Genomic DNA, 26,673 nt, shown 5'->3' with positions numbered 1-26,673 from the left:
GGCTCTATGCTAAGTAACGATATTCTTCGTAGCCTGCGCTACACCCTGAAAGCGAACAATAACGATATGGTGCGCATTCTTGCGCTGTCGGACATGGAATCCACCTCTGCCGGTTTCGACACCTGGATGACCAAAGAAGACGAAGAGGGGTTTGTGCGCTGCCCTGACATTATTCTGTCAGGCTTCCTGAATGGTCTGATCTACGATAAGCGTGGCAAAGATGACTCTGCGCCAGAGCTGGCGCTGGAGCGTCGGGTGAATAACAATACGGTGCTCAAAAAACTGCGCATCGCATTCTCGCTGAAAACGGATGATATTGTGGCGATCATGACGGAGCAAAAATTCCGCGTCTCCGTGCCGGAAGTGACCGCCATGATGCGCGCCCCGGACCACAAAAATTACCGCGAGTGCGGCGACCAGTTTCTGCGTAATTTCCTGCGCGGGCTGACTCAGAGGGTGCATAACCCGAAGGCGTGATTTTTAGCCGGGTGGCGGCTTCGCCTTACCCGGCCTACAAAACCCGTAGGCCCGTGCAAGCGTAGCGCCGCCGGGCAAAAAAAAGCCGGAGACACTCTCCGGCTTTTTTGTTATTTCACCTGCTGACCCGGCTTCGCGCCTTCGTCAGGGCTTAGCAGGAAGATATCTTTCCCGCCAGGGCCTGCGGCCATCACCATCCCCTCAGAGATGCCGAAGCGCATTTTACGCGGTGCCAGGTTGGCGACCATCACAGTCTGACGGCCAATCAGCACCTGCGGATCCGGGTAGGCTGAACGGATGCCGGAGAAGACGTTGCGCTTCTCACCGCCCAGATCCAGCGTCAGGCGCAGCAGTTTGTCTGAGCCTTCCACAAATTCCGCGTTCTCAATCAGCGCCACGCGCAGGTCGACTTTAGCGAAATCATCAAAAGTGATGGTGTCCTGAATCGGATCGTCAGCCAGCGGGCCGGTTACCGGTGCCGCAGCCGCCTTCACCTCTTCCTTAGAGGCTTCCACCAGCGCTTCAACCTGTTTCATCTCAATGCGGTTGTACAGCGCTTTGAAGGTGTTCACCTTGTGGCCGAGCAGCGGCTGCTGGATAGCATCCCAGCTCAGTTCGGTGTTCAGGAACGCTTCGGCACGGGCTGCCAGCTGCGGCAGTACCGGCTTCAGCCAGGTCATCAGCACGCGGAACATGTTCAGACCCATGGTGCAGATGGCCTGCAGATCGGCATCACGGCCTTCCTGTTTCGCGACCACCCACGGAGCCTGCTCGTCCACATAGCGGTTGGCAACATCGGCCAGCGCCATGATTTCACGAATCGCTTTACCGAATTCACGGCTTTCCCAGGCTTCGCCAATCGCAGCGGCGGCATCGGTGAAGGTTTTATACAGCTCAGGATCGGCCAGTTCGGCAGAAAGCACGCCGTCAAAGCGTTTGGCGATAAATCCTGCGTTACGGGACGCCAGGTTCACTACCTTGTTAACGATGTCCGCGTTCACGCGCTGCACGAAATCTTCCAGATTCAGGTCGATATCGTCGATGCGCGAAGAGAGCTTCGCGGTGTAGTAATAGCGCAGGCTGTCCGCGTCGAAGTGGTTCAGCCAGGTGCTGGCTTTAATGAATGTCCCGCGGGACTTGGACATCTTCGCGCCGTTGACGGTTACGTAGCCATGCACGAACAGGTTGGTTGGCTTGCGGAAGTTGCTGCCTTCCAGCATGGCCGGCCAGAACAGGCTGTGGAAGTAAACGATGTCTTTGCCGATGAAGTGGTACAACTCGGCCGTGGAATCTTTCTTCCAGTATTCGTCGAAGCTGACGGTGTCGCCACGCTTGTCGCACAGGTTCTTGAAGGAACCCATGTAGCCGATTGGCGCATCCAGCCAGACGTAGAAATACTTGCCCGGTGCGTTCGGAATTTCGAAGCCGAAGTATGGCGCATCGCGGGAGATATCCCACTGCTGCAGACCGGATTCGAACCACTCCTGCATCTTGTTCGCCACCTGCTCCTGCAGCGCGCCGCTGCGGGTCCACGCCTGCAGCATTTCGCTGAAGGAGGGGAGATCGAAGAAGAAGTGCTCGGAGTCACGCATTACAGGCGTGGCGCCGGAAACCACCGATTTTGGCTCGATAAGCTCGGTCGGGCTGTAGGTCGCGCCGCACACTTCGCAGTTATCGCCGTACTGGTCCGGGGATTTACATTTCGGGCAGGTACCTTTGACGAAACGGTCCGGCAGGAACATGCCTTTTTCCGGATCGTACAGCTGAGAGATGGTGCGGTTTTTAATAAAACCGTTCTCTTTCAGACGGGTGTAGATAAGCTCCGACAGCTCGCGGTTCTCGTCGCTGTGCGTGGAGTGATAGTTGTCATAGCTGATGTCAAAGCCAGCAAAATCAGTTTGATGCTCCTGACTCATTTCGGCAATCATCTGCTCCGGGGAAATCCCCAGCTGCTGCGCTTTCAGCATGATCGGCGTACCGTGGGCATCGTCCGCACAGATGAAGTTAACCTCGTGGCCGCGCATTCGCTGGTAACGGACCCAGACATCAGCCTGGATATGCTCCAGCATGTGGCCGAGGTGGATTGAGCCGTTGGCGTACGGCAGTGCGCACGTTACCAGAATTTTCTTCGCGACTTGAGTCATAGTAGGCATTACTTCTTTCAACTGTGAAAAGGGTTTTTGATATTACCAAAAGGGGCATTATTAAGTAAGCACAAACCACGGCCTTTCAGGTAAACTTGTTCATCTAAGGTCTTATTCACAAGAACAAAGGAGTCGGGATGAGTTCTCAATCCCAGGCCAAATCACCGGAAGCCTTACGAGCAATGGTCGCCGGGACGCTGGCTAACTTTCAGCATCCAACCCTGAAGCACAATCTCACTACGCTGAAAGCGTTACATCACGTTGCCTGGCTGGACGACACGCTGCACATTGAGCTGCAGATGCCCTTCGTCTGGACCAGCGCCTTTGACGCGCTGAAAGAACAAACCAGCGCTGAACTGCTGCGCATTACCGGCGCGAAAGCCATCGACTGGAAGCTGAGCCACAGCATCGCCACCCTCAAGCGGGTGAAAAACCAGCCGGGCGTTAACGGTGTGAAAAACATCATTGCGGTCAGCTCGGGTAAGGGCGGGGTGGGCAAATCCTCCACGGCTGTCAACCTGGCACTGGCGCTGGCGGCGGAAGGAGCGAAGGTCGGTATTCTGGATGCCGATATCTACGGCCCGTCCATTCCCAATATGCTGGGCGCAGAGAATCAGCGTCCAACCTCGCCGGACGGCACCCACATGGCGCCAATTATGGCGCACGGTCTGGCCACGAACTCCATCGGTTATCTGGTCACCGACGACAACGCCATGGTCTGGCGTGGCCCAATGGCCAGCAAAGCGTTGATGCAGATGCTGCAGGAGACGATGTGGCCGGATCTGGATTATCTGGTGCTGGATATGCCGCCGGGTACCGGTGATATTCAGCTGACGCTGGCGCAAAACATCCCGGTCACGGGCGCGGTTGTCGTGACGACTCCGCAGGATATCGCGCTGATCGACGCCAAAAAAGGCATCGTGATGTTTGAAAAAGTGGAGGTGCCGGTGCTCGGTATTGTCGAGAACATGAGCATGCACATCTGCAGCAACTGCGGTCACCACGAGCCTATCTTCGGGACCGGTGGGGCAGAAAAACTGGCCGCGAAGTATCACACCCAGCTGCTGGGGCAGATGCCGCTGCACATTACCCTGCGTGAAGATCTGGACAGCGGGAAACCGACGGTCGTCAGCCGTCCGGACAGTGAATTTGCAGAGATGTATCGTCAGCTTGCGGGGCGCGTGGCCGCGCAGCTCTACTGGCAGGGGGAAGTCATCCCTGGCGACATCGCGTTCCGCGCGGTGTAAATCCTCAGCGCGAATGGCCGGGTGGCGCTTCGCTTACCCGGCCTACAAATAGCACCATGACGTAGGTCGGGTAAGGCGAAGCCGCCGCCCGACGTTAACGCAAACGGTAATGCATCAGGTAGTACTCTCCCTCCGGAGAATCCCCCGTAGCCTCAATGTGCCAACCGTGCCGCTGGTAGAACGCGATAGCCCGCGTATTCTTCACCAGACACTTCAGTGACCCCGTACTGGTGAACGTCTTCTGCACATGTTCCAGGAGCACATGCCCGACCCCAAGACCTTGATTCTGCGGGTCAACAAACAGGTTGTGCAGAAAATTATCGTTCGTCCACACTGACGCAAAACCCAGACGATGGCCGTTCTGAGTGGCAACCCAGATCGCTTCGTCACGCGTTGCTGCGTCAAAATCTTCGAGCTGCCAGTCAGCACTGTCCAGCCATGGCCAGGCTTCACGCCGGGCGTGGAGGAAGAGGGTACGCAGGAAAGGGCGGTCGCTTTCCTGCCAGGGGCGAATCAGGATCGTATCAGCGATGATAGAAGATATCTCCGTTGTAGGCTTTGTAGATTTTACCGTCTGCATCGCCAATCAGGACGTAGTTTTCACCCATATAGGTCCAGTGGGTACCCGCATCCGGTGCCGGAAGGTTACGCAGTTGATACTGTTTGATGGTGTATTCCGGGGTTTGATACTGCGCGGGCGCCGTGTCGCCAATTTTAAACTTCGTGAAATCAGCAATGAACTCCTGTTCTTCATAAGCTTTGATGCCGCCAGACGCCGACGCGGTTTGCGGGGCTGCTGACGCTGCACTTGCAAGAGACATTACTACACCCAGAAGCAGCCATGTACGCTTAGCCATTTTTTCTCCAGTTATACCGTTACTGATACTCTCAGCCTGCTGAGAGCCTATTTTAAGTATCCCCGCAGGGGCTGTTAGAAAAAAAATGTAACAAAAGTGGACGATTTTGTGTAGCGCCAAAGGGCAATAACATTACTTTTGTGAATGTTATTTGGGGAAACTAATTCAGTAAAATAATATTTATTTTAACTAAATCTGAAAAGGGGAGTTTGCCATAAGAATGTGAGTTACAAGGCATGCTTTTTATTTGAAGGCGTTTTAAACTCATGAAAGGCAACCGGTTTAATTATCAGTCTTACGTTATTCTGGTGTTTCTTTTCTCTATTTTATGATGTTTATTTCTGTATTTAATTATTTGAAAACAGTGCGTTATGATATTGGGTGATTCTTAAAGGGATTGCCTGTTACGCGTTTGGCGCGATCATCAGTGATATTTTAATTTTAATGAAAAACACAATAGCATTTTCTGTAATATTTTTGGCAATAAGTCAGTTGACCGGCTGCATATTTTCTCCCGGGCAAACATTACGTTCATCCGGGAAAAATATTATTGCGTCGGATGAAGAGGGTAATTATTTAGATAAGCGCGTGGATCTTTATCCTCTAACCCCTTCACTGATTGAGAAATTGCGGCCTGCTGTCGCGAAATCTCAGCCAAATCCTAAGCTGGATGAGCAGGTCAGAGAGTGGGAGTACCGCATCGGCGCCGGGGATATTTTAACCGTGACCGTCTGGGATCACCCGGAACTGACAACACCTGCCGGGCAGTATCGCAGTGCCAGTGACACCGGTAACTGGGTGAATGCGGACGGCACGCTCTTTTATCCCTATGTCGGGAAACTGCCGGTGGCAGGCAAAACGGTCTCTGAAGTGAGGGAGGAGATCGCCGCCCGCCTGAATAGCGTGATCGAAAGCCCGCAGGTGGACGTCAGCGTGGCCGCCTTCCGTTCGCAAAAAGCCTACGTCACCGGAGAAGTGGTCAAATCTGGTCAGCAGCCCATCACCAATATCCCCCTGACGGTGATGGATGCCGTCAACGCAGCGGGGGGACTCTCTGCCGACGCTGACTGGCGCAATGTGGTGCTCACTCACGAGGGAAAGGATTCTCCTCTCTCCTTGTATGCGCTGATGCAGCACGGCGACCTGACACAAAATAAGCTGCTCTATCCGGGCGATATCCTGTTTGTTCCGCGTAACGACGCCCTGAAAGTGTTTGTGATGGGCGAAGTTGTCAAGCAGAGCACGCTCAAGATGGACAGAAGCGGCATGACCCTGGCGGAAGCGCTGAGCAATGCGGGGGGATTGAATCAGGACATGGCCGATGCGACGGGCATTTTTGTCATTCGTTCCATGGCTAAAGGCAATGACGCGGGAAAAATAGCCCGTATTTACCAGCTTAATGCGCAGGATGCCTCTGCGATGGTGCTGGGGACCGAATTCCAGCTTGAACCCTACGATATTGTCTATGTCACCACGGCACCGCTGTCACGCTGGAACCGCGTGATCGCTCAGCTTGTGCCGACCATCTCAGGTGTGCATGACCTGACCGAAACGGTCCGCTATCTCAGGTCGTGGCCGCAATAATGTTTGATTCCATCTTAGTGGTCTGCACGGGCAATATTTGCCGTTCACCGATTGGCGAGCGGCTGTTACGCCAGCAGCTCCCGGGAAAACGGATCACCTCGGCAGGCATATTCGGCCTGGAGGGAAGCCCGGCGGATCTCAGCGCTCAGGACGTGGCCTGGCGTCATGGGATCTCACTGGAGGGTCATCGCGCACGTAAGCTGACCCGGCAGCTGATGCGGGAGTCGGATCTTATTCTGGTGATGGAACCCGCCCATCTGCGTTTTATCTCTGCTATGGCCCCGGAACTGCGCGGCAAATCGCTGCTCTTTGGGCAATGGCTGGAGCCGCAGGAGATCCCCGATCCCTATCGCAAGAGTCGTGAAGCATTTGATTATGTTTTCGGGCTGTTAGGCAAAGCCAGTCAGGAATGGGCTCATCGGTTGAGTCAAAAAGGAATGAAGCATTAATGTCGTCTTATACAACAGACAGTTACGGTGCAGCGGCACCCGAAAATCAGGAAATTGATCTCCTTCGTCTCCTCAGCGAGATGCTCGATCATCGTGTACTTATTCTCTCAGTGACCTTCGTTTTCACCGTCCTGGCGGGGCTATACGCCTTTCTGGCGACGCCTGTTTATCGCGCAGATGCCTTAATCCAGGTGGAAGGAAAACAGGATAACAGCCTGCTCAAAAATTTAAGACAGTTCAGTAATGAGCTCTCTCCCGATGTTGAACCCGAAATTCTGCTGCTTAAATCACGCATGATCCTCGGGGCCACCGTTGATGAATTAGGCTTAACGCAGAACGTGGCACAGCGGGGGCGTCTGTGGGCGCGGTTGCAGGGCCATAAACCCGCCACGCTAACCCTGGGCTGGCTGCAGCTTTCACCTGTCGAAGGAAAGCCACGCACACTTCTCCTCACGGTGCTGGAAAAGGGCGCATATCGGCTGGAGGGTGACAACTTTTCTGCTGAGGGCAGAGAGGGAAAAGCGCTGGAAAAAGCGGGAGTATCCCTGCTGGTGGTGAACCTTGATGCCCCGCCGGGCACCGAATTTACGCTGCAAAGCAGCACCCGTCTGGAGGCCATTAATGTCCTGAGTACCCAGTTTTCCGTGGTTGAATCGGCAAAACAGAGCGGGGTGCTGACTCTAACGCTCACCGGCAGCGATCCGGAGCGGATTGCCCATGTGCTTGACCGGATTGCCAACAACTATCTGCAGCAAAATATTAACCGCCAGGAAGCGCAGGATTCCCGCAGTCTTGCGTTTTTGCAGCAGCAGTTACCTAAAATCCGAAGCGAACTGGATCAGGCCGAAGAGCGGCTGAATCTATATCGCAAACAGCGTGATTCGGTCGATCTCTCTCTGGAAGCGAAATCGGTGCTTGAACAGATTGTGAATATCGAAAACCAGCTCAACGAGCTGACGTTTCGTGAGGCAGAGATCTCTCAGCTGTTTAAGAAAGAGCATCCGAACTACCGTGCATTGCGTGAAAAACGTCACATTCTGGAGCAGGAGAAGATCCACCTGAATCAGCGGGTTGCCGCCATGCCTTCGACTCAGCAGGACATTTTGCGCCTCAGCCGGGATGTGGAGTCAGGCCGCACCATCTACCTGCAGCTGCTTACCCGTCAGCAGGAGCTTAATATTTCACGCTCCAGCGCCATCGGGAACGTGCGAATTATCGACAGCGCGGTGACGCAACCCGATCCCATTAAACCGAAAAAGACGCTAATTATGGTGTCGGGCACGCTGTTGGGGCTGATGTGCTCTGTGGGCCTTGTTTTGCTTCGTATTGCATTCCGACGGGGTATCAATACCTCAGAGCAACTGGAAGGGTTCGGCGTCCCGGTGATGGCGACCTTACCGCGTTCGATGTGGTTGTGGAAAAAAACGAATCTGCGCCGCAAACGCGTATTGGGTTCGCGCTGGAGGCACAAGATTAACGATGTGCCTTTTCTGCCGGTTGACCGGCCCGCCGATATTTTTGTCGAGGCCGTGCGGGGGCTGCGTACCAGCCTGCATTTCACGTTGCAGGATGCCGCTAACCGCATCGTCATGATTTCAGGACCCACCCAGGACTGCGGAAAAACGTTGGTCAGCACCTCGCTGGCCGCGATTGAGGCGCAGGCCGGGCTCAGGGTGTTATTTATCGATGCGGATATGCGCGAGGGATACGTCCACAACGTATTTGGTTTGAAAAACCACACCGGACTTTCCTGCGTGCTTGAAGAACAGTGCGCCTGTCAGGAGGCGATTCAGCACTATGAGCAAGGCAATATAGATGTGCTGACCTGCGGGCCGGTTCCATCACACCCCTCCGAACTGCTGATGAGCGAACGCTTCAGGGCGGTAATGACCTGGGCGAATGAACAGTATGACCTGGTGATCCTCGACACACCGCCAGTGCTGGCCGTGACCGACGCCGCAGTTGCCGTTCGGGTGGCGGGCACCTCGCTGCTGGTTGCCCGCTTTGGCAAGACCCGCCTGAAAGAGATGGAGAACAGCATCAAGCGTCTGCAACAAACGGGCGCGCGCATCGGCGGTACCGTGCTGAACGACGTGATTAAATCGGCCGCGCAGTATTACCGTGCGGGCTATGACCATTATGAGTATGGCCAAAGCCCGACCCGGCGACAGCGCAAGGATTAATGCTTCACCAGCGTGGCAAAATAATAGACCAGCGGGATGGCGAGGATCCAAAGGCCAACAGAGATGTCTCGCCATTTTCCTGCAATCGCTTTAATGACAATGTAAAACAGCAGTCCCCCTGCAATGCCTGTCCCGAAGCTGTTGGCGATGAGCGTAATCATTACCATCATCAGTACCGGCAGCCCGTCGGTGAAATTCGCCAGATCCACCTTACGCAGTCCGCTGAACATGTTCAGACCGATCAGGATCAGGGCAGGCGCTGTGGCTTCTTTCGGGATCATCAGCGCAACCGGGGTAAACAGCAGCATCAGCAGAAACATGAACGCGGCGGCCAGCGCCGTGATGCCGGTTTTCCCACCCGCTTCCGCGGCCGCAGAGGATTCAATCAGCGCCGTGGCGGCAGGAATGCCGACCCACGGACCTAACGCCGCGGCAATAGAGTCCACCATAAACGGGCGATTGATATTGACCATATTACCCTCGTCATCCAGCAGCCCGGCTTCACCTCCCACCGCCAGCGTGGTACCCATGGTGGAGAAAAACTCCGAGGCGAAGAAGACGAACAGGAAAGGCAGGAAGGCAATATTCAGGGCACCCAGCATGTCGATATGGCCCAGCACCGGCGTGAGCGAATGGGGCATATCGATGAAGCTTGCCGGCAGCCGCGTGACCCCCATCGGGATGCCCACGAGGGTGGCGAACAAAATGGCCCACAAGATGGCACCCGGAATACGGCGCGCCTGCAGGGCAATGGCCAGGAACAGGCCGGCGAGCGCCACCAGCGCACCGGGTGAGAGAAAATCCCCCAGCATCAGCGCATTTGTTTTGGCGTTGGCCAGCACCAGCCCGGCATTACGGAAACCGAGTACGGCGACAAACAAGCCGATAGAGGCCGTCAGCCCGAGTTTGATGGACTGCGGTACGGAGCGGGTGACCACTTCCCGCAGGCCAAAGCGGGTAAGCAGAAAGAACAAAATCCCCGACCAGCAGGCAATGCCCAGACCGATTTCCCAGCCGATGCCTTCACTTCCCGCCAGCGTCACGCCAACCAGCACCGAGCCACCAATGCCCGGCCCGACAATAAACGGCAGGTTAGCGTAAAAGGCCATCAGCAGCGTTCCGGCCACAAACACTAAAATGGTGCCGGTCGTCGCCGCGCCTTTGTCCATCCCGCCCACGGCCAGCAGGCCCGGGATGACCACCAGCAAATAGGCGGCGGCGAGAAAACCGGTGAGACCCGCCAGACACTCGGTACGCACGGTACTGCCACGCGTATGCAGTGCAAAACGACGTTCAAGCCAGCTCCCTGGTGCTGGCGAATTAACGGTGTTGTCGGCCATTATCCGGCTCTCCTTCGATATTATTGTGTGGTGTCCGGGGTTTCCCGGTAAGAAATCAGCGGATTAACAATCTGGCGCGTGCTGCCATCGGTCAGTCCAAGATCGGTCAGATGCGGCCCGGCGTTACATGCAAGGCAGGTTCCTTCAATGGCTTTAAAGACCCGGTACGGCGGCTCCCAGTCGGCAATCTGGCTGCTGCGTTCACGCAGCGTGCGAAACTGACGGGCTAGCTCAGCCGGGGGAAGTTCCGACAGCATGCCCGCGATCGGCATCGCAACATGCGCGATGACGCTACCGTTTTGGACCAGCGCCATCCCACCGCCGCTCCCGATTAGCGTGTTGGCAGCCAGCGCCATATCGTCGGGATCGCGCCCCAGCACCACCAGATTGTGTGAATCGTGGGAGTAAGTGGTGGCGATGGCTCCCCGCAGCTCTCCCCAGCCTTCCAGCAGGGCGATTTGCGGCGTTGCCGCATGGCGCGCGTGGCGGTGCTGAACCCAGATCAGGCTAAAGCCAGCCGGTATTTCAACGCGCCCGTTACGCACCCGGGCGTCAGTTTCGCCCCAGCGGGTAAAACGTGCGCCGCTGATGTGGCGCAGGCGCGCGACGCCGTGGTTTGCGTTGTCGATACGCAGGTAAAAGTCACTGGCGGCCAGGGGCGACAGGCGCACGGTATCACGCGGTAGCGCCAGCGGCGTATCAACGATCGGCTCAATCATCGTGCCGTCAAGGGCAATGCATTTCCCGGCGACGTACACCCGGCGAGCCGTCAGTTTTTCCAGAGAGTCAAACACCACCAGGTCTGCGCGTCTTCCGGCGGCAATCAGTCCGAGATCGTTGCGCTGAAGACGCAGGGAGGCGTTCAGCGTGGCAAACCGCAGCGCGTCCGTCGCCGGAAGACCGTGTTCAATCAGCAGGTTGAGCAGGGCGATAATACCGCCTTTTTCCAGCAGCACGTCAGGGGGAACGTCATCGGTGCAGACCGTGATTTGCGACGAGAGGTGCGGCAGCGTTTTCAGGGCGCTGACAATCTCGGGCAGCAGGTAGGGATGCGAGCCGCGGATCTCCAGCGTCAGCCCGGCGCGCAATTTTTCCAGCGCATCGTCGGCGGAGGTGAGCTCATGGTCAGAGGTGACGCCCGCCGCCAGATACGCCTGTAAATCGGCGCCGCTGAGACCGCGCGCATGGCCTTCAATCAGCTTTCCGCTTTCCAGGCCGGCCTGCAGGATCTCCAGCATACGCTGGCTGCCATTCAGCACCCCGTGCATGTCCATCACCTCCGCCACGCCGCGCACTTCTGGCCAGCCGAGCAGGGTATTCATCTCTTCGCCCGCAAAATCTGCGCCGGACATCTCCAGCCCCGGCGTGGAAGGTACGCTCGAGGGCGCTGCGACCATCACCTGCAGCGGCAGGCTGCGGCTGGCCGCAATCGCAAAGCGGACGCCCTCAATGCCGAGCACGTTCGCCAGCTCGTGCGGATCCCAGAAGACAGCCGTGGTGCCCTGCGCCAGCACGATCTCCGCGTAGCGTGCGGGCAGCAGATGCGAGCTTTCAAGGTGCACGTGCGTATCCATGAGGCCCGGAGAGAGGAACTGGTTATTCAGGTCGTGCGTTTCAAGCGCATCACTGCGGCTGCCGCGCGGGTGGACGCTGGCGATAAGCGAGCCGACGATCCCCACATCCGCCTCGCGGATCTCACCGGTTGCCATATCGACAATTCGGGTATGGGTAAGCAGCAGGTCAAAGGGCGTTTCGCCTCGTGCGGCCTGAACGGCGCGGCGTCGGGTTTCGGCAGTCATGCAATTAACAGTTCCAGCATTGAAATATTGACGTTACTCTATGCACCCGGCAAACGTTTGCCCAGCTGATAAAATTTATCGCCCGATAACCCCGGGTTATTCTGTGACGGGTGTAATGGAGAATGATGACGGAACCCTGGCAGCGCTTACCTGCGCTCTCCCTTCGGCAGCTACAGTATTTTGTCACGCTGGCGCAGCTGCGTCATTTTACGGATACCGCCAGTAAACTGGCCATTAGCCAGCCTGCGCTCAGCAGCGCCCTGCGACAAATCGAAACGGTACTCGGCGGCAAACTGGTCAATCGTACCGCGTCGGCGGTTACGCTGACCGAGTTGGGTCACGCCATTTTGCCCCACGCCCAGCGGGTGCTCAGCGTAGCGCAGCTGGCGTTTGATGATATGCAGCAGATTGTGCAGGCCGGCGGCGACGGCACGGTACGAATCGGTCTGGTGCCTTCCGTCAGCTCGCTGCTGTTTCCGCTGCTGCCGCAGACGCTTGCGCAGGCCTTTCCACGCCTTCGGGTGGAGTTTCACGATCAAACCAATGACGCGCTGGTGGCGCAGCTGCTGAAAGGGCAGATTGATTTCGGTATCGGGGCGCTGGACAGCTCGGTTCCCGACCAGCTTAACGTATTCCCGCTGCAGGAGGATCCGTTTGTGGCGGTATTCCATTGCGACGATCCGCTGGGCGCGTCGGCACACGTGCCCTGGAAACAGCTGGTGGGTCGGGATATTGCCGTCTTCTCCAAAGGCAACATCCAGCGGCTGGTCAGTGCGCTTGCCGAAAGTCATCGTCTTTCGCTGCAGACGCGTTATCAGGTGGACTATATTGAGACGCTGTACGGCCTGGTGCGTTCGAAGCTGGCCGTGGCGATATTGCCGCAGCTTTATACCACCCATTTACAGGATCCCCGGCTTAAGGTGGTTCATCTTCAGCAGCCGGCACTGTTCCGCACGGTGGCGCTGATGCGTGCCCCGCAGGCGCTTCCTCCGCTCATTGAATCCTGCTTTACGCTGATGGTCGACACCCTACGAACGAAGTAACGCGACACTTCTTTACAGCGTGACGGCGTGCAGCCCGCTAAGATGACCTCTGTTAAGTCAAGAGGTCACAATGGATAACCGTAAATTGAGCCGACTGAGCCGCTGGGCGCGGGAAGGGATCATACTTGTTGTGCTGACGCTGGCCGTGGTGTGGGGCGTGGATCAGTATCGAAAACCGACCTTACCCGCCACGTTTAGCGCAACCCCAATGCAGAGCATCGACGGGAAAACGCACGATATCGCGGCGCTCAGCCACGAGCGCCCACTGCTGATTTACGTCTGGGCCACCTGGTGCAGCATCTGCCGTTACACGACGCCCGCGGTCAATCAGCTGGCGGAAGAGGGCGGGAACGTGGTGAGTATCGCCATGCGCTCCGGTGATAACGCTAAGCTTGCTCGCTGGGTTGACAAGAAACAGCTGAAAATGCCGGTGATAAATGATGAAAACGGTGCGCTGTCGCAGGAATGGCAGGTGAGCGTAACGCCGACGCTGGTCATTGTATCGAAGGGGAACGTCGTCAGTACCACGACGGGCTGGACGAGCTACTGGGGATTAAAAATCAGAATGTGGTGGGCAGGGATATAAAAATAAACCCCTCTTCCGGAGAAGAGGGGTGGAGTATTACTTCGCCAGAACTTCCTGCGCGGTGCGCTCAACCAGCGACAGCAGGATTTTGATATCCTCCAGCGTCACGGTTGGGTTCAGCAGCGTCAGCTTCAGGCAGGTCACGCCGTTATGCTCGGTCACGCCGACGTTTGCACGGCCAGACTCCAGCAGCGCATCACCAATTTTCTGGTTCAACAGGGCGATACCTGCGTCATCGGCCTGCACCTGGCCACGGAAGCGGAACAGCACGCTTGCCAGCTGTGGCTGCATTACCAGTTCCAGAGCAGGTTGCTCTTTCACGTAAGCCGCAACCTGCTGCGCCAGCGTCACGCCGTGATCGATAATCGCCGCGTACTGCTCCTGACCCAGCGCTTCCAGGCTCATCCACAGCTTCAGCGCGTCGAAACGACGGGTGGTCTGCAGCGATTTGGACACCAGGTTTGGCACGCCGGCTTCTTCATCGAACTCAGAGTTCAGGTAAGCCGCCTGGTAGCGCATCAGCTCATAGTGGCGCGCTTCTTTCAGCAGGAACGCACCGCAGCTGATGGTCTGGAAGAACTGCTTGTGGAAGTCCAGGGTCACGGAATCCACCAGCTCAATGCCGTCCAGGTAGTGACGATACTGCTCAGACATCAGCAGCGCGCCGCCCCAGGCCGCATCAACGTGTACCCAGATGTTCTGCTTCGCCGCCAGCTCGGCAATGGCACGCAGCGGGTCGATTGCACCGGCATCGGTGGTACCTGCTGTCGCGACAATCGCCAGAATCTGTTCGCCGTTCGCATTGCACTGTTCAATTTTCGCCGCCAGATCGGTCAGATCCATACGGGAGAATTCATCCGTTTTCACCTGCACCACGGACTGGTAACCCAGACCCATCAGCGCCATGTTTTTCTGCACGGAGAAGTGCGCGTTTTCGGAGCACAGCACGCGGATTTTACGCAGATCGCCTGTTAAACCGTCCTGCTGAACGGAGTGACCCTGACGCGCGAAGAACGCATCACGGGCCAGCATCAGGCCCATCAGGTTGCTCTGGGTGCCGCCGCTGGTGAAGACACCGGCGTCGCCAGCCTGATAACCCACGCGGGTACGCAGCCATTCGATCAGTTTGATCTCGATGATGGTTGCGGACGGGCTTTGATCCCAGGAGTCCATGCTCTGGTTGGTGGCGTTGATCAGCACTTCCGCCGCCTGGCTAACAACCAGGCTTGGGCAGTGCAGGTGCGCCACGCACTGCGGGTGATGAACGGACAGGCTGTCTTTCAGGAAGAACTCCACGGCGCGTTCAATCGCCGCTTCGTTGCCCAGCCCTTTCGGGTTGAAATCCAGCTTAATGCGGTCGCGCAGTTCCGCGACCGTTTTGCCCTGATACATCTCAGGCTGCTTCAGCCACTGCATCACAGCCTGAGTGCTTTGTTCAATCGCCTGCTGGTAAGCTTCAATGCTCTGCGCAGAGGAGAACAAAATTGGGTTTGAATCAGACATCGTAATCAACAACTCCGGTTACGCCGGGCGAACGCCCGCAGCAAGCAGGGCCTGCTCGAATTTATCCAGGAAGACTTTCAGCTCTTCATCGCTGATCAGCAGTGATGGCAGCAGACGCAGAACGATACCGTTACGACCGCCACGCTCCAGAATCAGACCGGCTTCGAAGCACTTCTTCTGAATCAGTGCAGACAGCTCGCCGTCGCCCGGGAAGCAACCCATGTGGTCAGCGGCTTCGTGTGGCTTAACGATCTCGATACCGATCATCATGCCCAGACCGCGAACGTGACCGATAACCGGATAACGTTTCGCCATCTCTTTCAGCTGGCCTTTCAGCCATTCGCCCTGTGCAGCCACTTTGCCTGCAATGTTCTGGTCTTTCAGGATTTTCAGCGTCGTCAGACCGGTTGCCATCGCCAGCTGGTTGCCACGGAAGGTACCGGTGTGGTGGCCTGGGGCCCATGCATCGAACTGCTTTTTGATACCGAGCACGGCCAGCGGCAGACCGCCACCAACAGCTTTAGACATCACGATGATGTCTGGCTCAATGCCAGCGTGTTCGAAGGCGAAGAATTTACCGGTACGGGCAAAGCCCGCCTGAACTTCGTCGAGGATCAGCAGAATGCCGTGTTCCTGAGTCACTTTACGGATGCGCTGCAGCCACTCAGCCGGCGCCGGGTTCACGCCGCCTTCGCCCTGAACCGCTTCCAGAATGACGGCAGCAGGTTTGCGCACGCCGCTCTCAACGTCGTTGATCAGGTTTTCGAAGTAGTAAGTCAGCGCTTTCACGCCCGCTTCACCACCGATACCCAGCGGGCAACGGTACTCGTGCGGGTAAGGCATAAACTGCACTTCTGGCATCATACCGTCTACCGCTTCTTTCGGAGACAGGTTGCCGGTCACGGACAGCGCGCCGTGGGTCATGCCGTGGTAACCACCCGAGAAGCTGATGATACCGCTACGGCCGGTCACTTTTTTCGCCAGCTTCAGCGCCGCTTCAACGGCGTCAGCACCGGATGGACCGGTGAACTGCAGGCAGTACTCTTTGCCCTGACCAGGCAGCAGAGAGAGCAGGTATTCGGAAAACGCGTCTTTCAGAGGCGTAGTCAGATCCAGAGTATGTAACGGCAAGCCGCTGGTAATGACATTTTGGATGCTTTTCAGCACATCAGGGTGGTTATGGCCAAGCGCAAGGGTGCCTGCGCCTGCTAAACAGTCAAGGTATTCTTTATTGTCTGCATCGGTGATCCACACGCCTTCTGCTTTAGTGATCGCTAAAGGCAGTTTGCGCGGATAACTCCTGACGTTAGATTCAAACTCGGCCTGACGGGCCAGATAGGTTTCGTTGCTTTTGTGGGCATCTACGGTGTCAATACGGACTTTATCCGTCATCATATCACTCCTACAACCGCCGCTTCGTTATGAGCCACGATTGAATAAAAAGTTAAAAAACAGATGGGGGGCCTGAAAAAAACGCCGCCAATATAGAGCCTTTTGCCACGGGGCTCAATGGTTAATTTGTTTACTGTTTTGTGACACGGCGCACAGGGGGAGGAATATCCCCGTTTTCAGGCGGAAAATTGCAGTTTATGGCAAATAAAAACAGGCGGTTACGTACTTAACGTTCTGGCAGCAAAATCATAAAAAAGAGTGTGACAAATCGTGCCATCCGCGAACTTAACACGCTTATTTCGGCAACAGGGGCAAAAAGCGGTGGTCAGGATGGATGCGCAACGGAATTCCGCATCAAAAAAGGACTTTCAACACGCAGGGTTTCCCGGTGGGTTTCACCGTTAATAATATGCAGGGCGCTCAGGCGACCAATTTCATAATGCGGCAGCTGAACGGTTGAAAGAGGGGGGAGAAAGAGCTCTCCAATGCCCACCATGTTGTCATAGCCGATAACCGCGATATCTTCAGGGATGCGAAGCCCGTGCGCCAGCAGGGTCTGGTACACCATCAATGCGATACGATCGTTACCGCAGATAACGGAGTCGAACAGGGGAATGCCATTCTGAATGCGCGCCAGCAGCACTGACGGAATGTCACGATAGTGCTCGTCCCCCGACGCCATGTAGCTGTGTTCCAGGGTGTCCGGGTCGAGCCCCGCTTCACGACACGCACGTTCCAGCCCCTGACGGCGCCGGGTTGTGGCCAGATGGTCCGCGGGTAAATGCAGGCACAAAGGCTGCCGGTAGCCCTCGGCGAGTAACGCCTGCACGGCGGCGTACTGCCCCTGTTCATCATCAGGGATATAGCTGGCGACCTGTTCATCGACACTTTCGCAGTTGGCCAGCACACAGGGAAGGGTAAGCAGTTTTGCAGGGAGAGGAACCTGACGTAACCCCATTGTGGTGTAAATAATCCCGTCCGGGCGGTGGGAGAGCAGCAGATCGACGATCGTATCCGGGTTGTCATCGGTAAACATATTCATGACGAAGCTGTTCCAGCCGTGCATCCGGGCCGTCTCTTCAATGGACAGCGTAATCTCCACCGAGAAAGGCGTCGTCACCGTATCGAGCGCCAGCACGCCGATGGTTTTCGGCGAGGCATGCGCGCCGCGTATTTTCTTGGCGGAAAGATCGGGTACGTAGCTGGTCTGCTCGATAGCCTGCTGTACGCGCGCCAGCGTTTCCGGCTTAAGGCGCTCCGGGTTGTTAAGCGCGCGTGAGACGGTCATCAGCGATACGTTAGCCAGCTTTGCGACGTCCTTCAGGGATGCCATTTTCTTACTCCGTTAATGCTCTGTGTGAAAGGGTATACAACTAAGTCGCTGATGTAAAAGGAAGGCTGATGCACAGGCCAGGCCATGCTGACCTCAGTGATGAATATTTGATCGCGATCTCATTCCTTTGATGTTAACGTTAACTTTCGTGATTAACATCTTAAATTCCAGCCAAACCGCATGAGAAAGGATAAATGTTAACGTTACCATTGTGTCATTACTCCAACATGAGAATGTCATGATGAAAACGCATCACTCTCACAGCTACCCTTTATTAAGCGCATTACTGTTTTTCTTTTTTGTCACGTGGTCATCCTCCGGCTCGCTGCTTTCCATCTGGCTCCACCAGGAGGTGGGGCTAAAGGCAGGCGATACGGGAGTCATCTATGCCGTGCTTTCTGTCTCCGCGCTATGCGCGCAAATCTGCTACGGCTTCATTCAGGACAAACTCGGCCTGCGCAAAAACCTGCTCTGGTTTCTGACCAGCCTGCTCATTCTTTCTGGTCCTGCCTTCCTGCTGTTTGGTTATCTGCTGCAGATTAACGTTTTACTCGGCAGTATTTTTGGCGGGATTTATATCGGCCTGACGTTTAACGGCGGGATAGGGGTACTGGAGTCCTATACCGAGCGAGTGGCCCGCCAGAGCCAGTTTGAGTTCGGCAAGGCGAGGATGTGGGGATCGCTTGGCTGGGCGGTGGCAACCTTTTTTGCGGGGCTCCTGTTTAACCTTAATCCGAAGCTCAACTTCGCTGTCGCGAGCTGTGCAGGGCTGGCGTTTTTTGTTTTGCTGGCGCGACTCAGGGTCTCTTCCGCCCCACACGCTATGCAGGAAGCGGTATCCGGCGGTAAGGTCACCCTGGAAGATGCATTGCGCCTGCTGACGCTGCCGCGGTTCTGGGCGCTGGTGTTTTTCGTTATCGGCACCTGTATTTATGGCGTTTACGACCAGCAGTTCCCGGTCTATTTCTCCTCCCAGTTCCCGACATTACAGGAAGGAAACGCCATGTACGGCTATCTCAACTCCTTCCAGGTTTTCCTTGAGGCGGCGGGCATGTTCTGCGCGCCATGGCTGGTGAATCGCCTTGGCGCGAAGAACGGTCTGATTTTCGCCGGAATGGTGATGGCAATGCGTATGGTGGCTTCGGGGCTGGTTGAGGGGCCGGTACTTATTTCCATTACCAAGCTATTGCACGCGGTTGAACTGCCCGTTTTGCTGGTCTCTATCTTTAAATACAACAGTTTACACTTTGATAAGCGGCTCTCTTCCACCCTCTATCTGGTGGGCTTTGCCTGTACAAGCTCGGTGATTGCCTCGGTCCTGTCGCCGCTGGCGGGCTACAGCTATGAGAAATACGGCTTTGCTCAGTCCTATCTCATTATGGGGCTGTTAGTGTTCAGCACCACGTTTATCTCCATCTTCCTGTTGCGCTCGGGTAAGTCCTCTTCTGACCCGCTCATGCCGCAACCTTCCACCATCTGATCGAAAGAGTAGAGAAATGACGTATTCCATTACGAAAGCAGAGCTGGAACTTCAGTCCAGACGCGAAGCGCTTAACCTGCGCTGGTATCCACGTTACCACCTGGCAGCCCGCGCTGGCTGGATGAACGACCCAAATGGCCTGGTCTGGTTTGACGGCTGGTATCACGCTTTTTATCAGCATCATCCCTACTCGACCCAGTGGGGCCCGATGCACTGGGGCCATGCGCGCAGTAAAGATTTAGTTCACTGGGAACACCTTCCCGTTGCGCTGGCGCCGGAAGGGCCTGAAGACAAGGATGGCTGTTTTTCCGGTTCGGCGGTGGTGGATGGCGATACGCTGGCGCTGATTTACACCGGACATAAATTCCACGGCGATCCGGATGACGAGGCGAATCTCTACCAGGTGCAGTGCCTGGCGACCAGCCGTGACGGCATTCATTTTGCCCGGCAGGGAATGATCGTTGATACGCCGCCTGGCCTGCATCATTTCCGCGACCCAAAAGTGTGGCGTGAAGGAGAGAGCTGGTACATGGTTGTTGGCGCGCGCGACGGCGAGACGGGCCAGGTGCGCGTATATCGTTCTGCCGATCTGCGCGAGTGGCAGGATATGGGAGTGCTTGCGGTGGCTGAAAAAGAGATGGGCTATATGTGGGAATGCCCGGACTTTTTCACTCTCAGCGGTAAACGCGTGCTGATGTTTTCACCACAGGGACTGGCTGCCGAAGGATTCGAAAATCGCAATCTTTTCCAGAGCGGCTATCTGGTGGGCGAGTGGCAGCCCGGGCAGCATTTTGTGCGTGAAGGTGAGTTTGTGGAGATGGATCGCGGGCATGATTTCTATGCTCCACAGAGTTTCCTGACGCCTGATGGGCGCCGCATCGTTATCGGCTGGCTGGATATGTGGGAATCTCCCCTCCCGGAACAGGAGGATGGCTGGGCAGGCATGCTCTCGTTACCGCGCGAACTGACGCTGAGCGCGGATAATCGTCTGCAAATGCGGCCGGCCAGAGAGGTCGAAAGCCTCCGGGGAGCGTGGTTCCCCTGGCCGGTGAGTACGCTGACCAATCAGCAGATAGCGCTGGTGGAACGCTGCGACGCGCTGGAGGTTATTCTGCAGTGGGATTGCGCAAACAGCACGGCGGAACACTACGGCATTCGTCTTGGCACCGGGCTACGCGTCTATGTTGATGCGCAGATGCAGCGCCTGGTGCTGGAGCGATACTACCCGCAGTATGGCCTGTGTGGCTCACGTAGCGTCGCGCTCAATCTGAATAATGCGCTTAATCTGCGCCTGTTCTTTGACAGATCTTCCGTTGAAGTGTTTGTTAATGAGGGAGAAGCGTGCCTCAGCAGCCGCATTTATCCTGATGAAGATTGCCGTGATCTGGCGCTGTTTGCCTGGACGGGGGAGGCATCACTCATCCATGGCGGGGCCTGGCAACTGGAGTAAACACAGACCTGGTGGCGACGGGCATCAGGTCAGCTTAATTTAAAATACTGCCCCATCTTGATGGGGCGACGTAAATATAGATTCTTAAATGATGATTATTTTTAATCTTTAGAGAGTTGAGCGTTCATGACTTTCTCATTCTCTACAACCAATTGAAGGGAGTAGCCGCCTTTGCTCCACGTACCATTGTTTGGTTTCCAGCCTTTAGAGAGAAGGTATTCTGCAGCATCCGAGATTGGCTGGTTCATAACGCGATCTGCTTCACTGGTAAGTTGTTTAACGCTGCTGCTCTGTGTAGCGGGCTTCACGTTACATTCACCGTTCGCGTCCTGCAATTGCGTACAGCCTTTCGGCAGGTGCTTGTGTGCTGATTGTGCACGTTGAGCCGCGTTTTCAAGCGCCTGTTTTTCAGCCGCAGCGTTAATTGCTGTCGTGCGGTTTTGCTCCGCGACATAACATGCGTCTTTACTGACACCTTGCGCTTCACACTCAGCCATACGTTGAGCGGGTGAAGAACATGCAGCAAGAGACATTACGGCAGCTACCATCATTAACTTTTTCATTATTATTACCTCAGAAATTACAGTTATAAAGCGCCTTCAGCAGAAGGCGCTGAATGAAAAACTATTATTTAAAATCCGATGCCGACACCGACACCCATTGCGAAATCATTATTCGTTGAGTCACTCATACCCGCTTTCACAACCGCGCTACCCGCATGGAAGGAAGCGCCGACACTGACCGCTTCCTCCCCTTTAAATTCACCGGCACCCGCAGAGAACATTACAGCCTGATCTTTTTCAACCTGGGGCATGGAAGCCATTGCAACAGCAGAGGCTACGCCACCACGTGCTTCTTTTTTATTACCATCAACTTCATCTTTCAGGTTTTTGAATTGAGAGTGAGTGTTAGCTTGCGTCTGCGCAAATACCTGTTGAGCCGCTTTCAGATCTTTAGCTTGTGCTGTAGTTTGCGCACTAAGTGATTTAACGTGATTGATAGTTGCATCAACTTTGGCGATGGTTGATTTATCAACAACACTTTTTGTAATGGTAGTGGTGATTCCGTTACGCCCCGCTTTACCTGCCACACCTTGTGGGCCCGGTTTTCCGGTAGCGCCATCTTTCCCGTTAATTCCATTAATAGTCAGTATACGTTGAGGTGCAGTCGCAATAGCTGTTTTAGCCGAAGCAGGAGCAGGGGGGGTTGTCGGGCCTACCGGAGTTTGGGTATCGACTACCGTGATTGTTAGTTTCTGAATATCACCCTGAACCCCGATGGGATCATTACGGCTAATCAGCGGTTGCACCGGAGCCTGAATAATCGCTTTTGGCGGTACAGAGGGGGTATACATTAATTGAGTTTGTAATGCAGGGATTTTACCCGGAACGTTATAAGCCTGCGGCTTTGGCGGAACAACCGGCGTTTTCTGTAGTGGCAGAACAGGCTGTGGGGCGACAAGCGGAGTGGGTGTTTGCTGGGGTGGCAAAATTGGCTTGGGTGGCGTCAGCTGAATCAGCATTGGAACCGGACCAGGGATAGACTGCGGTTTAACAGGAACCGCATAAGGAGCAGAATTCCACGCTGACTGGTTGTTTTTAGCGTTTATGTAGCTGTTACCGAAATTCGTATTATAGGTAACATTATATTGTGGATTAACAGGATTATGCTGTATTGCCATTGCAGCAGATGAAACACTAAATACGAAAACAGCAATAATAGATTTTTTCATTTCAAAGCTCTCATCATAAATACAAATACGGAATAAACTTTGGGCGCTATCCTGGCGGGAAGATACAACTTCTTGTTATATCTGCATTAATTCACGATTAACGATAAAGTTTTAGTTTGGTGACTTATTTCGTAACGTGCAGTAACTATCTTTGAATGTGTAATTTTGGTTATTGATCTAAATCATAAATCGCATTAATTGTTCATCCGCTTCACTGCGTTGCTTTATATGTAATTGTCAATAAATTCAATTGCATAGTTAATATGGGGTATGGGGAGGTGAAAAAAGTATTAAACACTGATCAATAAGAACTGCTTAAGTGTTTTGACCAAAAAACCTGAGAAATCGACAAAATAGTTAATTCAAATTTATAGAATTTCCGATTTATTTTATTATTGAACACTGCTTTTCTTTTGAATGAAAGTTTTGTCTGGGAGACTTTAGTAACATTGGATGTCGATAAAAATATTTATGTTGAAAATTAAATTAAAAATGTATCTGACATAAATTGCTATAAATGAGTAAGAGGATTGTTATAAACAATGAAATGTTTAGAAGAGGGGGCATTATCGCCCTCATTCACAGCCTATGCACGGTATCAAGTCTCTCCATAATTATACTGTTTCAGGGGCGATAATTTGAAACTCCAGCACCTGGGGTTAAGCCCCGGTTACGCTGTTTTCTGCGATTTACCGATATATAAGCTCCTGCTTTAATAGTATTTTGCCATCCGGCTGATGGAGCTGTCGTCGCACCGTCGAATGCGAGGTTTGGTGCAACTCAGCAAGGCGTGTATTGTCTAAAATCTGATAAATTGTACAAACATCATGTGAGCGTTAACCCTTACATGGTCGAAACGCCTGGACACCACCCAGACGATAAGAAAGGGGCATAGAGTCTGCGGAAAGTTTCGGCTGGATTGCGATAACGCTCATCAGTATGATTGCTTGCACAATCAGTGATTGGGGAAACAACTTTTGAGAGTTAAAGGACGATACGATATGAAAGTGACTGATGAGGCGTTGTTACGTTCAGGGTTTACACCATCGGATTTGCAGAAGATAAAAAACAACGTTGAAAGCTACGGCGGAACCCTGGGAGAAGCGATTCAGGATCTGGCTAATCGATTCAGAGTTGTTTTATGGATAACATCGGCATGTCTGATGGTTTTTATCATCTTAGTATTGTTTTCTACGAAAGAAACCGTCGTAGGTGGTGGGATATCAATTCTGATCGCAATTGTCATCGTTGCATTTATTCAGCCGCCAGTCCTTTCTTACAAATCCTGGCGGTTCTGGAGAAAATTCAGAGGCTAATGGCTCGCTGTGTCAGTAGAAAGCAGGTCAAATATTACTTTGGCTTTAAGTCCATAACCTACTATTTTCATTGTTAATTTTTGTCGGCTCATCGTATCGACCTTACGATAGAAATCTCGGGGCATCCATTTAAATAGCCTCCATGCTTCGGGTTTTCTGGCTAATCCAAAGATGCTATATACACTTGCAGTTAACGTAATGGCGTTATAAATCGCAAGTCCTGTTTCAGGCTTGAAACCCATAAACTGGGCTGCTTCCATAGTGCCATCAGCCACAAATCCCTCTGTTTTGTATTGTTTTCCATATATCCCTGGAATAATTTCTTTTGACAAACCGTTAATGCCATCTGTTACAAGGATAGCTCCAGCAAGCATACCTAAAGGTGTCATTGTAGCGACCATCAACGCACCACCAGCAATGGCCATTCCAGAGACAACGATGTGAATAGCCGAAATCATGTACCCGACGATTTTATTATTTTCCTTAACAAACTCGACCTTCGCGTAAAGCTGTGCGGACTTAGTTCTTAACAGACGCTCTTGTTCAAGCAGATTGTCTGTTTCAGCACGCAGATTTTTGATGCATACAATGCATTCTTCGTCTGTTTTAGCGCGCCGCGCTGCCTCAAACTCCTTTTCTACGACCTGTTTCATCTCTTCGACAAACTTGATACGTGTTATCCCATCTTGCAAATAGAATGCTGACAGCCGGTTTGCTGTTTCGACGAGTTTCCGGGCTTCCAGATTTACCATGGTATCTGACCAGGTTCTGTTCCATCCTCTGTTGAGCAGCGCGATATCCATAAAGCCTCCTTTCCTGAATGTGCCTGGTCATTTTACGTTCTATACGGTCAGGGGCAACAGGATATGCTTTGACATCATGACTAATGTAACAAAGGAGCTTAATGGCGCCTTTTTTCGTATTTAGAGTGGGGTACAAACCGAGGTACAGCGTGAAGAAGCGATAAGCGGAAGGGCGGGCTTGCGTCAGCAAACAACTTCCCCTAATCTGGCAAAAAGTAACAGAAATGTACCAAATGACTCGGGGTGCCCTTCTTTGTGAAGGCTGAGAAATACCCGTATTACCTGATCTGGATAATGCCAGCGTAGGGAAGTCAGATGCCTTCCCGGTCATCGCTTCTTCACGCAAGGCAGGAGCGAAACCATGCAGCCTGACCTGCTCGATTTACACGTTTTACACCACTTCCGAACCCGTTCTCCGCTTACGCATTGTATGACCAACGATGTCGTGCAGACCTTTACGGCCAACGTTTTGCTGGCGCTTGGCGCATCCCCCGCGATGGTGATTGAAGCCGAAGAGGCTGAACAGTTTGCCAAAATTGCCGATGCGCTGCTGATTAACGTTGGCACGCTAACCGCACCGCGCGCCCAGTCGATGCGCCGGGCGATTGAAAGTGCAGTGGAGGCAGGCAAACCCTGGACGCTGGACCCGGTGGCGGTGGGCGCCCTGGCGTTCCGCACCCGTTTTTGCCATCAAATTCTTGCCCTGAAACCGGCAGCCATTCGTGGCAATGCCTCCGAAATCCTGGCCCTTGCCGGCATGAGCACGGGTGGACGTGGCGTTGATACGACCGATACCGCTGCCAGCGCGGTGCCAGCTGCCGAGGCGCTGGCCCGCCAGACCAACGCCATTGTGGTCGTCACCGGTGAAGTGGATTACATCACCGACGGACAGCGAACCCGCACGGTCACGGGTGGTGACCCGCTGATGACGCGCGTGGTGGGCACCGGGTGTGCGCTCTCTGCCGTTGTGGCGGCAAGCTGCTCGCTGCCGGGCGACAGGCTGGATAACGTCGCTGCCGCCTGCGGCTGGATGAAACGGGCCGGATCGGTTGCCGTTGCGCACTCTCGTGGCCCGGGCAGTTTTGCCAGCGCGTTCCTGGATGCGCTCTACACGCTGGAGGTACCGGCATGAAACGGATTAACGCCCTGACCATTGCCGGCACCGATCCCAGCGGCGGCGCCGGTATCCAGGCTGACCTGAAAACGTTCTCGGCTCTTGGCGCGTACGGTTGCTCGGTGATAACCGCGCTGGTGGCGCAAAATACGCGCGGGGTGCAGTCGGTCTACCGTATCGAGCCCGATTTTGTTGCCGCACAGCTGGATTCGGTGTTCAGCGACGTGCGCATCGATACCACCAAAATCGGCATGCTGGCCGAGACGGACATTGTTGAAGCGGTGGCGGAACGGCTTAAGCGTTATCAGGTGCAAAACGTGGTGCTGGATACCGTCATGCTGGCAAAAAGTGGTGACCCGCTGCTCTCCGCTTCCGCCGTGGAGACGCTGCGCAAAAAGCTGCTGCCGCAGGTGGCGCTCATTACCCCTAATCTGCCTGAAGCTGCCGCGCTGTTAGGTGCGCCGCACGCGCAAACTGAGCGTGAAATGAAAGAGCAGGGGAATGCCCTGCTGGCGATGGGCTGCGGGGCGGTGCTGATGAAGGGCGGACATCTGGATGACGCTGAAAGTCCGGACTGGCTCTTCACTCGCGAAGGCGAAGTGCGTTTCACCGCCCCGCGCGTGCAAACCAAAAATACCCATGGCACGGGCTGTACGCTCTCGGCCGCGCTGGCGGCGCTGCGTCCACGGCATGAAAACTGGGCCGATACGGTGCAGGAAGCGAAAGCCTGGCTCTCCGCGGCGCTGGCAAAAGCCGATACTCTGGAAGTGGGTCACGGTATTGGGCCGGTTCACCATTTTCATGCATGGTGGTAGGCCTTATACTGGCAGAACACATCACG

General features: G+C 54.6%; 23 protein-coding genes and 1 riboswitch. Of the genes, 12 read left to right on the top strand and 11 right to left on the bottom strand.

Annotated features, from left to right (window positions below; genetic code table 11):
* The first annotated feature begins 6 nt into the window (after positions 1-6).
* Positions 7-477, top strand: coding sequence for a DUF1456 family protein (locus tag EKN83_RS18720; protein WP_045285177.1), 471 nt, complete (start codon positions 7-9; stop codon positions 475-477).
* Between the two features lie 110 nt (positions 478-587).
* Here the strand turns inward: EKN83_RS18720 and metG are convergent, their stop codons facing one another.
* On the bottom strand, positions 588-2,621 hold the full coding sequence (gene metG, locus EKN83_RS18715; protein WP_045285178.1) for a methionine--tRNA ligase: 2,034 nt from the start codon (positions 2,619-2,621) through the stop codon (positions 588-590).
* Positions 2,622-2,758: 137 nt separating this feature from the next.
* Here metG and apbC point away from each other — a divergent pair, with 137 nt between their 5' ends.
* Positions 2,759-3,868: an iron-sulfur cluster carrier protein ApbC gene (gene apbC / locus EKN83_RS18710; protein WP_025760017.1), complete on the top strand. Its 1,110-nt coding sequence runs from the start codon at positions 2,759-2,761 to the stop codon at positions 3,866-3,868.
* Between the two features lie 94 nt (positions 3,869-3,962).
* Here apbC and EKN83_RS18705 read toward each other — a convergent pair whose 3' ends face one another.
* Both EKN83_RS18705 and EKN83_RS18700 read right to left on the bottom strand, forming a co-directional pair.
* The gene (locus EKN83_RS18705) at positions 3,963-4,448 is read right to left on the bottom strand and encodes a GNAT family N-acetyltransferase (RefSeq protein WP_126801455.1); all 486 of its coding nucleotides are present in this window, start codon (positions 4,446-4,448) and stop codon (positions 3,963-3,965) included.
* Complete coding sequence (locus EKN83_RS18700; RefSeq protein WP_025760019.1) at positions 4,393-4,725, bottom strand: RcnB family protein; 333 nt, start codon at positions 4,723-4,725, stop codon at positions 4,393-4,395. Before EKN83_RS18700 ends, EKN83_RS18705 begins: the two co-directional genes overlap by 56 nt.
* Before the next feature lie 444 nt (positions 4,726-5,169).
* On the opposite strand from EKN83_RS18700, the gene EKN83_RS18695 reads away from it, so the two are divergent.
* The 3 genes from EKN83_RS18695 to EKN83_RS18685 are packed head-to-tail and all read left to right on the top strand — an operon-like array spanning position 5,170 to position 8,941.
* Positions 5,170-6,309 carry a polysaccharide export protein gene (locus EKN83_RS18695; RefSeq protein ID WP_088244303.1) on the top strand — a complete coding sequence of 380 codons (1,140 nt, stop codon included), beginning with the start codon at positions 5,170-5,172 and terminating at the stop codon, positions 6,307-6,309.
* The gene (locus EKN83_RS18690; protein ID WP_126801454.1) at positions 6,309-6,758 is read left to right on the top strand and encodes a protein tyrosine phosphatase; all 450 of its coding nucleotides are present in this window, start codon (positions 6,309-6,311) and stop codon (positions 6,756-6,758) included. The genes EKN83_RS18695 and EKN83_RS18690 overlap by 1 nt, the downstream gene beginning before the upstream one ends.
* On the top strand, positions 6,758-8,941 hold the full coding sequence (locus tag EKN83_RS18685) for a polysaccharide biosynthesis tyrosine autokinase (protein ID WP_126801453.1): 2,184 nt from the start codon (positions 6,758-6,760) through the stop codon (positions 8,939-8,941). The genes EKN83_RS18690 and EKN83_RS18685 overlap by 1 nt, the downstream gene beginning before the upstream one ends.
* Here EKN83_RS18685 and EKN83_RS18680 read toward each other — a convergent pair.
* A complete protein-coding gene (locus tag EKN83_RS18680; RefSeq protein WP_126801452.1) occupies positions 8,938-10,281 on the bottom strand; it encodes an NCS2 family permease in 1,344 nt (447 codons plus the stop codon). The two genes, EKN83_RS18685 and EKN83_RS18680, sit on opposite strands and share 4 nt — an antisense overlap.
* 20 nt (positions 10,282-10,301) lie before the next feature.
* Entirely contained in the window at positions 10,302-12,080 is a 1,779-nt protein-coding gene (locus EKN83_RS18675) for an adenine deaminase (protein ID WP_126801451.1), read from the bottom strand.
* Positions 12,081-12,202: 122 nt separating this feature from the next.
* On the opposite strand from EKN83_RS18675, the gene EKN83_RS18670 reads away from it, so the two are divergent.
* Together EKN83_RS18670 and EKN83_RS18665 are read left to right on the top strand one after the other, a co-directional pair.
* Positions 12,203-13,123: a LysR family transcriptional regulator gene (locus tag EKN83_RS18670; protein ID WP_167514968.1), complete on the top strand. Its 921-nt coding sequence runs from the start codon at positions 12,203-12,205 to the stop codon at positions 13,121-13,123.
* Positions 13,124-13,193: 70 nt separating this feature from the next.
* Entirely contained in the window at positions 13,194-13,709 is a 516-nt protein-coding gene (locus EKN83_RS18665) for a protein disulfide oxidoreductase (protein ID WP_126801450.1), read from the top strand.
* A 36-nt stretch (positions 13,710-13,745) separates the two neighbouring features.
* Here the strand turns inward: EKN83_RS18665 and EKN83_RS18660 are convergent, their stop codons facing one another.
* The 3 genes from EKN83_RS18660 to EKN83_RS18650 all read right to left on the bottom strand — a co-directional run bounded on the left by EKN83_RS18660 (position 13,746) and on the right by EKN83_RS18650 (position 17,937).
* Positions 13,746-15,212 (bottom strand): pyridoxal phosphate-dependent decarboxylase family protein, encoded by a 1,467-nt coding sequence (locus EKN83_RS18660; RefSeq protein ID WP_025759992.1) that lies wholly within the window; start codon positions 15,210-15,212, stop codon positions 13,746-13,748.
* Positions 15,213-15,230: 18 nt separating this feature from the next.
* Complete coding sequence (locus EKN83_RS18655; RefSeq protein WP_095450976.1) at positions 15,231-16,607, bottom strand: diaminobutyrate--2-oxoglutarate transaminase; 1,377 nt, start codon at positions 16,605-16,607, stop codon at positions 15,231-15,233.
* Between the two features lie 322 nt (positions 16,608-16,929).
* On the bottom strand, positions 16,930-17,937 hold the full coding sequence (locus tag EKN83_RS18650; protein ID WP_126801449.1) for a LacI family DNA-binding transcriptional regulator: 1,008 nt from the start codon (positions 17,935-17,937) through the stop codon (positions 16,930-16,932).
* Positions 17,938-18,175: 238 nt separating this feature from the next.
* Here EKN83_RS18650 and EKN83_RS18645 point away from each other — a divergent pair, with 238 nt between their 5' ends.
* Together EKN83_RS18645 and EKN83_RS18640 are read left to right on the top strand one after the other, a co-directional pair.
* Positions 18,176-19,417, top strand: a complete 1,242-nt coding sequence (locus tag EKN83_RS18645) for an MFS transporter (RefSeq protein ID WP_104557466.1) — start codon at positions 18,176-18,178, stop codon at positions 19,415-19,417.
* A gap of 16 nt (positions 19,418-19,433) precedes the next feature.
* Entirely contained in the window at positions 19,434-20,867 is a 1,434-nt protein-coding gene (locus EKN83_RS18640) for a glycoside hydrolase family 32 protein (RefSeq protein ID WP_126801448.1), read from the top strand.
* Positions 20,868-20,968: 101 nt separating this feature from the next.
* Here EKN83_RS18640 and EKN83_RS23580 read toward each other — a convergent pair whose 3' ends face one another.
* Entirely contained in the window at positions 20,969-21,430 is a 462-nt protein-coding gene (locus EKN83_RS23580; RefSeq protein ID WP_260591299.1) for a hypothetical protein, read from the bottom strand.
* A gap of 68 nt (positions 21,431-21,498) precedes the next feature.
* Positions 21,499-22,599 (bottom strand): YadA C-terminal domain-containing protein, encoded by a 1,101-nt coding sequence (locus EKN83_RS18630; protein WP_126801447.1) that lies wholly within the window; start codon positions 22,597-22,599, stop codon positions 21,499-21,501.
* A 1,001-nt stretch (positions 22,600-23,600) separates the two neighbouring features.
* Between EKN83_RS18630 and EKN83_RS18625 the strand changes: the two genes are divergently transcribed.
* Positions 23,601-23,915, top strand: a complete 315-nt coding sequence (locus EKN83_RS18625; protein ID WP_059387090.1) for a hypothetical protein — start codon at positions 23,601-23,603, stop codon at positions 23,913-23,915.
* Here EKN83_RS18625 and EKN83_RS18620 read toward each other — a convergent pair.
* Complete coding sequence (locus tag EKN83_RS18620) at positions 23,912-24,718, bottom strand: DUF4225 domain-containing protein (protein WP_126801446.1); 807 nt, start codon at positions 24,716-24,718, stop codon at positions 23,912-23,914. The genes EKN83_RS18625 and EKN83_RS18620 overlap by 4 nt on opposite strands.
* A 229-nt stretch (positions 24,719-24,947) precedes the next feature.
* Positions 24,948-25,044: riboswitch (TPP riboswitch) on the top strand.
* A gap of 35 nt (positions 25,045-25,079) precedes the next feature.
* Between EKN83_RS18620 and thiM the strand changes: the two genes are divergently transcribed.
* Positions 25,080-25,850 carry a hydroxyethylthiazole kinase gene (gene thiM, locus EKN83_RS18615; RefSeq protein WP_126801445.1) on the top strand — a complete coding sequence of 257 codons (771 nt, stop codon included), beginning with the start codon at positions 25,080-25,082 and terminating at the stop codon, positions 25,848-25,850.
* A complete protein-coding gene (gene thiD, locus EKN83_RS18610) occupies positions 25,847-26,647 on the top strand; it encodes a bifunctional hydroxymethylpyrimidine kinase/phosphomethylpyrimidine kinase (protein WP_095450418.1) in 801 nt (266 codons plus the stop codon). The genes thiM and thiD overlap by 4 nt, the downstream gene beginning before the upstream one ends.
* Positions 26,648-26,673 lie beyond the last annotated feature (26 nt).

The sequence above is a fragment of the Enterobacter sp. WCHEn090032 genome (genome assembly GCF_003986875.1).
In the GTDB taxonomy this organism is placed as follows: Bacteria; Pseudomonadota; Gammaproteobacteria; order Enterobacterales; family Enterobacteriaceae; genus Enterobacter; species Enterobacter sichuanensis.
The sequence above is the reverse complement of the archived record's forward strand: the minus strand, read 5'-3'. Positions and strand labels throughout refer to the sequence as shown.

Bases quoted from the DNA above. Each gene is read 5' to 3' on its own strand.
- EKN83_RS18720 (WP_045285177.1), top strand. From the start codon at position 7: ATGCTAAGTAACGATATTCTTCGTAGCCTGCGCTACACCCTGAAAGCG.
- metG (WP_045285178.1), bottom strand. From the start codon at position 2,621: ATGACTCAAGTCGCGAAGAAAATTCTGGTAACGTGCGCACTGCCGTAC.
- apbC (WP_025760017.1), top strand. From the start codon at position 2,759: ATGAGTTCTCAATCCCAGGCCAAATCACCGGAAGCCTTACGAGCAATG.
- EKN83_RS18705 (WP_126801455.1), bottom strand. From the start codon at position 4,448: ATGCAGACGGTAAAATCTACAAAGCCTACAACGGAGATATCTTCTATC.
- EKN83_RS18700 (WP_025760019.1), bottom strand. From the start codon at position 4,725: ATGGCTAAGCGTACATGGCTGCTTCTGGGTGTAGTAATGTCTCTTGCA.
- EKN83_RS18695 (WP_088244303.1), top strand. From the start codon at position 5,170: ATGAAAAACACAATAGCATTTTCTGTAATATTTTTGGCAATAAGTCAG.
- EKN83_RS18690 (WP_126801454.1), top strand. From the start codon at position 6,309: ATGTTTGATTCCATCTTAGTGGTCTGCACGGGCAATATTTGCCGTTCA.
- EKN83_RS18685 (WP_126801453.1), top strand. From the start codon at position 6,758: ATGTCGTCTTATACAACAGACAGTTACGGTGCAGCGGCACCCGAAAAT.
- EKN83_RS18680 (WP_126801452.1), bottom strand. From the start codon at position 10,281: ATGGCCGACAACACCGTTAATTCGCCAGCACCAGGGAGCTGGCTTGAA.
- EKN83_RS18675 (WP_126801451.1), bottom strand. From the start codon at position 12,080: ATGACTGCCGAAACCCGACGCCGCGCCGTTCAGGCCGCACGAGGCGAA.
- EKN83_RS18670 (WP_167514968.1), top strand. From the start codon at position 12,203: ATGATGACGGAACCCTGGCAGCGCTTACCTGCGCTCTCCCTTCGGCAG.
- EKN83_RS18665 (WP_126801450.1), top strand. From the start codon at position 13,194: ATGGATAACCGTAAATTGAGCCGACTGAGCCGCTGGGCGCGGGAAGGG.
- EKN83_RS18660 (WP_025759992.1), bottom strand. From the start codon at position 15,212: ATGTCTGATTCAAACCCAATTTTGTTCTCCTCTGCGCAGAGCATTGAA.
- EKN83_RS18655 (WP_095450976.1), bottom strand. From the start codon at position 16,607: ATGATGACGGATAAAGTCCGTATTGACACCGTAGATGCCCACAAAAGC.
- EKN83_RS18650 (WP_126801449.1), bottom strand. From the start codon at position 17,937: ATGGCATCCCTGAAGGACGTCGCAAAGCTGGCTAACGTATCGCTGATG.
- EKN83_RS18645 (WP_104557466.1), top strand. From the start codon at position 18,176: ATGATGAAAACGCATCACTCTCACAGCTACCCTTTATTAAGCGCATTA.
- EKN83_RS18640 (WP_126801448.1), top strand. From the start codon at position 19,434: ATGACGTATTCCATTACGAAAGCAGAGCTGGAACTTCAGTCCAGACGC.
- EKN83_RS23580 (WP_260591299.1), bottom strand. From the start codon at position 21,430: ATGAAAAAGTTAATGATGGTAGCTGCCGTAATGTCTCTTGCTGCATGT.
- EKN83_RS18630 (WP_126801447.1), bottom strand. From the start codon at position 22,599: ATGAAAAAATCTATTATTGCTGTTTTCGTATTTAGTGTTTCATCTGCT.
- EKN83_RS18625 (WP_059387090.1), top strand. From the start codon at position 23,601: ATGAAAGTGACTGATGAGGCGTTGTTACGTTCAGGGTTTACACCATCG.
- EKN83_RS18620 (WP_126801446.1), bottom strand. From the start codon at position 24,718: ATGGATATCGCGCTGCTCAACAGAGGATGGAACAGAACCTGGTCAGAT.
- thiM (WP_126801445.1), top strand. From the start codon at position 25,080: ATGCAGCCTGACCTGCTCGATTTACACGTTTTACACCACTTCCGAACC.
- thiD (WP_095450418.1), top strand. From the start codon at position 25,847: ATGAAACGGATTAACGCCCTGACCATTGCCGGCACCGATCCCAGCGGC.